Origin of the sequence: Anaerovibrio sp. (assembly GCF_024697385.1) — a bacterium.
In the GTDB taxonomy this organism is placed as follows: domain Bacteria; phylum Bacillota; class Negativicutes; order Selenomonadales; family Selenomonadaceae; genus Anaerovibrio.
In genome coordinates, this window is record NZ_JAILFV010000079.1 from 20,942 (window position 1) to 27,562 (window position 6,621).

Genomic DNA, 6,621 nt, shown 5'->3' on the forward strand with positions numbered 1-6,621 from the left:
ATTTAATTAATTTCAGATAAAATTAACAGTAAGTACCTATTATTTTATAATGTGCTTTGCGGCAAAAAAGGCTTTTTTCCAATAGTCATCTGCCAGGCGATCTATACGCACACCTTTGCTGGATGAAGCATGGATAAATTGTCCATTACCGATATACAGCCCACAGTGAGTTACTGTATGAGAGGCGTCTGTTTGAAAGAACACCAGGTCACCGGCCTCCAGGGCAGTCAGCTTGTAATTTTTCCCTAGTTTATATTGGACATCCGCAGTCCGAGGAATAGTCAGCCCATTTTTTTCAAAAATGTACTGGAGGTAACCGGAGCAGTCAAATCCTTTAGGAGTTGTGCCACCTGAAACATATGGAACCCCAATAAGATTTTTTGCAGTCTTTATGATAGCCGGTACTTTATGACGATCTACAAAAGGCTGACTTTCAGGGACAGCTGTTTTCTTGACGGGTTTTGGAGTCCTGGCTGTAATGGCAGGCTTTTCTTTTGTTTTTACAGTATTATCAGTGGAATTGTGGTTACTTTTCGGTGCATTTTTTATGGCTTCCATGGTTTTGTCATCTACAATACCACTGATTTTTATTTTGTGATCTCGTTGAAAAGCCAGCACAGCTCGTTTTGTGCTATTGTCGTAGACACCGGAAACCTTTTTTATATTGTAGCCTATATCCTTTAGGCATTGCTGCACCATCACTACATCTGCACCCTTTGAATTAAGGGACAGATTTCTGGCTTCGACATTTCCGGATAAACAGAAAACCATGGTCAAAAGGAACATTACTCCGGACAGTAGTATATTTTTCCTGATCATTGAAAGCTGTTTCATATAATACCCCCAGTGTTTATTTTACAAATGCATAATGTGTTCCATTCCCTGGCTCATCAGTGTTACTACATGGTCATCATCCAGGGAATACCAGACTTCCTTGCCTTCCCGCCTGAATTTGACAAGATGTGCGTCTCTTAATACTCTTAGCTGGTGCGATATGGCGGATTGCTCCATATTTAATGCTTCTGCAATATCACAAACACACATTTCCTCGGATATTAGCAGTGATAAGAGCTTTATGCGCGTTGGTACGCCCAATATCTTGAAGATATTGGCCAGCTGCTGGCTTTTTGTATCATCAAGTTGATGGTATAGGGCACGGGCTACACTATCAGGATGGATATTATGTATTTCACATACATCTATATTCTCAGCAGTTTTTGACATTAGGACCTCCCATGGCGACAGGTGAAGGGTACCTGCCAGATTATTTTCTAGATAAAGTATAAAACAAAAGAGAAATTATTGCCATTAATAATATTAACAAAATTTAGATTATCCTAAAATTTCTGTGGATAACTAAGGGAGTAATCAACATTAAGACACAAGTTATCCACATAATTATCCACTTTTTCAAAAAAATGTGGATAATTTTGATAAAATACTTGACAAAGGTTTTGTATTTTCCGAGTGAACAAATAGGCGACAGCCTAAAGCTGTCGCCTGAAAAATCAATATATCTTATCGACTGAATAACCGCCATCATTCATGGCCTTTATTATTTTGTTAATGTGATCATGGTTATGGGTTTCGATGGTTATTTCCAGTGCTACCTTTTTGAAACTGTCGGTTACCTTGGATTGATTATGGTCGAGCTTTATAACATTGGCGTTATTATCAGCCAATATCTTGGAGACATTTAAGAGCTGACCAGGCTTGTCAGGCAGCAGTACGGAAAAACATATTACACGCCCACGGGCAATCAGGGCCTTGTCGATTAAGGCGCTGATTGTGGATATATCAATATTACCGCCGCTGATGATGGCGGCAACATTCTTTCCCTTGAATGGTAGCTTGTTTAATGCGGCCAGACTTAATACGCCAGCTCCCTCAGCAATCAGCTTGTGTTTTTCAATGAGGGAAAGCAGTGCGGACATGATTTCCAGTTCTGATACGGTTATAATTTGGTCAAGGTATTTTTTGCAGAAGGCATAGGTAAGCTCTCCCGGTGTTTTTACAGCACATCCATCTGCCACAGTATCAACAGCAGTCAGGGATGAAACCTGACCTCTGGCAAAGGCATTTTCCATACAGGCCGCACCTTCAGGCTCTATGCCGATTACCTTGACCTGTGGATTTACAGCCTTTGTGGCCAGGGCTACTCCGCTGGCAAAGCCACCGCCACCAATTGGAACAAGGATAGCATCAACATCCTTCAGTTCGTCTATGATTTCAAGGGCAGTTGTCCCCTGCCCCAAGATGACCTGCTTGTCATTGAAAGGGTGTATATAGGTATATCCTTTTTTTCGTTGAAGCTCCAGTGATTTTTCATAGGCGTCATCAAAGCTGTCACCATAGAGTACTACCTCTGCACCCATGGCTTTTGTTGATTCGACCTTTAATATAGGAGTGGTTGCAGGCATACAAATGACAGCATTTACTCCCAGGGCCTGGGCTGCGAAGGCAACACCCTGGGCGTGGTTGCCGGCAGATGCAGTTATTACGCCTCGTTTTTTTTCTTCGTCAGATAATTGGCTTATTTTGTTATAGGCACCCCTCAGTTTAAAGGAGCCGGTATTCTGTAAATTTTCCGGCTTAAGGAATACATTGTTACCACACATATCGGAGAAAAAAGGACTCTCAATTAGCTTTGTCTTTTTTACAACGCCATTTAATTGCTTTGCAGCATTATATACATCTGCTATAGTGGAGTTTGCCACTATTTCCTCAATATTCTGTGCTTCGGCCTGGATTTCTTCTGCCATATTTATTCTCCTTGCATATATTAATTCAGGTATATCCTGCCTGACAGTTGGATTACCTGTGGGATAAATGTGCCATTGGCAGCGTGTGAATAATATTTTCCATGAAGCTGAGGCACTTTTATGTTGTTTTCAAGTGTAACATTATAGTTAGGCTGTGTCAATTAAAGAGAAGTGAAAGGAAGGCATGATTTTTTGTGCAGTTTTTCAATAAAAATAAAACGGGAAGAAAGCTTCCCGTTTTACAAGGCATATAATGTAATTTTATCATTTCTTAGACTTTTTTGAACATCAATGATGCGTTGGTTGCTGCTGCCACGAAAATTCAATGAAATATCCCTTTTCCATTCCTCATATGGACCATCTACAAGCACATCAAGTTCTCTCAGCAGTTCCACCTGCTCAGCAGTACCCTTTAAAAGCTGTTCCATTGTATAGCCGGTGTAGCACCAGACGGTGAGATTATTTTGATGGAGCTTTTTTGCCAGATCTGTCAACGGCTTTGGTTGACAAAATGGTTCACCGCCACTGAAAGTAACGCCTTCCAGTAAAGTGTTTTTTAATATTTCATTTAGCAGCTCATCTGTGTCTGCTAAATATCCACCGTTAAAATCATGGGTTTGGGGATTATGGCAACCGATGCAGTTGTGTGGGCATCCCTGGGTGAATATAGTAAATCTGTATCCTTCACCATCTACAATAGAATCATTGACAGTGCCAGCCAGCTTAATTGAGGCCATGCTTTACCCGATCATGCTCCTCTGATCTCTTGGCATTGTTCCAGCGATCAATAGTTCCTACCAGGTAGCCCGTAATCCGGCGAATTCTTTCAAATTTTGCCGGCTGAAGAACATAATCAAGAGCCACAGAATCATCCTCTGCAGGGGAGATAGTCAGACTGCTGAGATCCTCATTGGTCTCCTTTTCCAGCATGTCAATATAGCTGATGATTTCCTGCTCACTTACATCAGAAAGTCCATTTACAGTTACTTCAATTCCATTTACAATCATTTTTTTCATCCTCTCTTAAAATAATAGTGGTTATTTTATATTATGTGTTTTTCCATTGAACTCAGGAACAACACTTTGCTCTTGGAACAACACGGCGTGCTTTATGGGCAGCCTCAGAACGGCCACAGCGTGGACAGACATCATAAATTATTCCGTTGTAGCCACAAATCGGGTCACGATCTACCGGGTGATTCACCGATCCATAGCCAATGCCATTGTCATGCATGCACCTGATAATGGCTTCAAAGGCCTTGAGATTTTTTGTAGGATCGCCATCCATTTCAACATAGCTGATGTGACCGGCATTAGTTAAAGCGTGATATGGTCCTTCGATTTCCAGCTTATGGGCGGCGGCTATATGAAATGCAACCGGCACATGGAAACTGTTGGTATAGTAATCTTTATCGGTGACGCCCGGAATCCTGCCGTATTCCTTGCGATCCAATCTGACGAACCGACCGCTGAGTCCCTCTGCCGGCGTTGCCAACAGTGTGAAATTCAGACCGGTCTGTTCAGATTTTTCGTCCATCAGTTTGCGCATATGACCAATGATTTCCAGTCCCAATTTTTGCGCTTTTTCAGATGCACCGTGATGTGTTCCGATGAGGGCTGTAAGACATTCTGCCAGGCCTATGAAACCGACGGATAAGGTACCATGCTTTAATACTGAAGCGATACTGTCATCTACCTTTAATTTCTCGGAATCAATCCATACGCCCTGTCCCATCAGGAACGGATAATTGCGGCTGGTTTTGCTGCACTGTATTTTAAAACGGTGTAACAGCTGCCGGAAGACAAGCTCAATAATACTGTCCAGCTCCCGGTAAAAGACCTTCAAATCTTTTTTGGCCTTTAGGGCAAGCCTTGGCAGATTAATACTGGTGAAACTGAGATTGCCACGGCCACAGGTTACCTGACGATCTTTGTCATAGACATTTCCCATTACTCTGGTGCGACATCCCATATAGGCAACTTCCGTGTTATAGTCGCCCTTTTTATAGAATTGCAGGTTAAATGGAGCATCCAGAAAACTGAAATTAGGAAATAGCCGTTTTGCAGATGTTCTGATAGCCTGCTGAAAAAGATCATAATTAGGATCGTGTCGGTTATAATTGACATCCTCCTTGACCTTGAAGATCTGTACAGGGAAAATAGGTGTTTCACCATTTCCCAGGCCTGCCTCAGTGGCTTTTAGGAGGTTTCGTATAACCATACGCCCTTCAGGTGAGGTATCGGTGCCATAATTGACAGAGCTGAATGGCACCTGGGCTCCTGCCCTGGAGTTCATGGTATTAAGATTATGCACCAAGGCCTCCATAGCCTGATAAGTAGCATCCTCGGTAGCATCTACAGCGGCATTTACCGCATAGTCATGGGCACGACCAGCCTGATTTTGTGAAATAAACTGGAAATTGTGACTTTCCTGATGGTATGGCAGGAAGTCAATCAGATGCTGCCGGTATTCATCAGTTTTTCCCAAGGAGATATCTACCGGAATACAGCGCTTTATTTCATCTACCAGCAGCTTGGCATCTGATAACTGAATATTGAGCACTGCGTTAAAGAATGCAGCAAGTCCCTTGTAATATTCTTTGCGGAAGGTCTTTGCCACACCGGGAGCCATGGCATAATCAAAGTTCGGAATGGACTGTCCACCGTGCATTTCGTTTTGATTAGCCTGAATAGCAATACAGCCGAGAGCGGCATATGATCTTATGCCATTTGGTTCCCGCAGGAAACCGTGTCCGGTGGAGAAGCCGTCATGAAACAGTTTGATGAGATCAATCTGACAACAGGTTTCGGTAAGCATGTAGAAATCCTTGTCGTGGATGTGTATATCGCCATCAATATGTGCTGCGGCTATGTCCTTTGGTAAAATGTAGTGGTCAATATAATACTTTGATCCCTCAGAACCATACTTCAGCATGGTTCCCATTGCAGTATCAGCATCTATATTGGCATTTTCCCTCTTTATATCCGTATCTGCAGAATTTTTGAAGGTAAGCTCGTTATAGATATCCATGAGGCTTCCCTGGGCTTCACGGATTTTTGTGTGTTCGGCCCGGTAAAGTATGTAGGATTTTGCCGTACTGGCGTAGTTGTTGCTGATAAGAACTTTTTCGACTGTATCCTGGATGTATTCCACATTTGGAATATCCTGCGCGGATATTGCCTTGGTTACTTCATCTGTGAGGAATTCCAGAGTCTTATCAGAAAATGTGTCATCAATAGATTCAAGATTTGCCTTGTGAATTGCATCTGCAATTTTACGAGGCATAAATGGGACTATGTCTCCATTGCGTTTTCGTATATTCTGTATATTCTCTCTCATAAAAAATTACCCATCCCCTATCTTAAGCTAGGGTAATTTTACAATATATAGTGGTTGGTGTCAACATGAAATACTATATATTGTGGTTGGCTTATCCACAACGGATTTTGAATAAGTTGGTGAATATTGAATAATTATGCAAAATTTATAACCGCGAGGGATGCTAAGCGAATATATATCTATGGTTTCTGAAAAAAATATGAATATACTATCCATGTATATAAATTTTTGGGGATAAGTTGATAAATATAATATTTATTTTATGCGAAAAAAATAGGGCTGTCGCATTTGATGTTTTTCATCAAAGCGGCAGCCTATTTTTGTGCAGATTCTTCCTTTATTTGCAACCATAAAAGTTAGTCGATTTATTTTTGAACTCAACAAAAACACCGTTAATAATAACGATGTATAAACGCTCAGAAAAATTAGGCAGCTTTGTTTAATTCATATAAGTGCAATCCTGTTCTTCTTCTTTTTACCCTGTGGTCTAATCGCAAAATATTGTAAGCCAAAGCCACA

At 41.4% G+C, this 6,621-nt stretch carries 6 protein-coding genes; all 6 read right to left on the reverse strand.

What is annotated here, in order from left to right; genetic code table 11:
* Window positions 1-39: 39 nt before the first annotated feature.
* On the reverse strand, window positions 40-834 hold the full coding sequence (locus tag K6C05_RS04110; protein ID WP_296731573.1) for an NlpC/P60 family protein: 795 nt from the start codon (window positions 832-834) through the stop codon (window positions 40-42).
* A 21-nt stretch (window positions 835-855) separates the two neighbouring features.
* Window positions 856-1,224, reverse strand: coding sequence for a metalloregulator ArsR/SmtB family transcription factor (locus K6C05_RS04115; protein WP_296731576.1), 369 nt, complete (start codon window positions 1,222-1,224; stop codon window positions 856-858).
* 284 nt (window positions 1,225-1,508) lie between these two features.
* The gene (ilvA, locus tag K6C05_RS04120; RefSeq protein WP_296731579.1) at window positions 1,509-2,762 is read right to left on the reverse strand and encodes a threonine ammonia-lyase; all 1,254 of its coding nucleotides are present in this window, start codon (window positions 2,760-2,762) and stop codon (window positions 1,509-1,511) included.
* 239 nt (window positions 2,763-3,001) lie between these two features.
* Window positions 3,002-3,499 carry an anaerobic ribonucleoside-triphosphate reductase activating protein gene (gene nrdG / locus K6C05_RS04125; protein ID WP_296731582.1) on the reverse strand — a complete coding sequence of 166 codons (498 nt, stop codon included), beginning with the start codon at window positions 3,497-3,499 and terminating at the stop codon, window positions 3,002-3,004.
* Complete coding sequence (gene nrdD, locus K6C05_RS04130) at window positions 3,486-3,770, reverse strand: anaerobic ribonucleoside-triphosphate reductase (RefSeq protein WP_296731584.1); 285 nt, start codon at window positions 3,768-3,770, stop codon at window positions 3,486-3,488. Before nrdD ends, nrdG begins: the two co-directional genes overlap by 14 nt.
* 61 nt (window positions 3,771-3,831) lie before the next feature.
* A complete protein-coding gene (locus tag K6C05_RS04135) occupies window positions 3,832-6,102 on the reverse strand; it encodes an anaerobic ribonucleoside triphosphate reductase (protein ID WP_296731586.1) in 2,271 nt (756 codons plus the stop codon).
* Between the last annotated feature and the right edge of the window lie 519 nt (window positions 6,103-6,621).

Coding starts and splice junctions, on each gene's coding strand:
- K6C05_RS04110 (WP_296731573.1), bottom strand. CDS start 834: ATGAAACAGCTTTCAATGATCAGGAAAAATATACTACTGTCCGGAGTA.
- K6C05_RS04115 (WP_296731576.1), bottom strand. CDS start 1,224: ATGTCAAAAACTGCTGAGAATATAGATGTATGTGAAATACATAATATC.
- ilvA (WP_296731579.1), bottom strand. CDS start 2,762: ATGGCAGAAGAAATCCAGGCCGAAGCACAGAATATTGAGGAAATAGTG.
- nrdG (WP_296731582.1), bottom strand. CDS start 3,499: ATGGCCTCAATTAAGCTGGCTGGCACTGTCAATGATTCTATTGTAGAT.
- nrdD (WP_296731584.1), bottom strand. CDS start 3,770: ATGATTGTAAATGGAATTGAAGTAACTGTAAATGGACTTTCTGATGTA.
- K6C05_RS04135 (WP_296731586.1), bottom strand. CDS start 6,102: ATGAGAGAGAATATACAGAATATACGAAAACGCAATGGAGACATAGTC.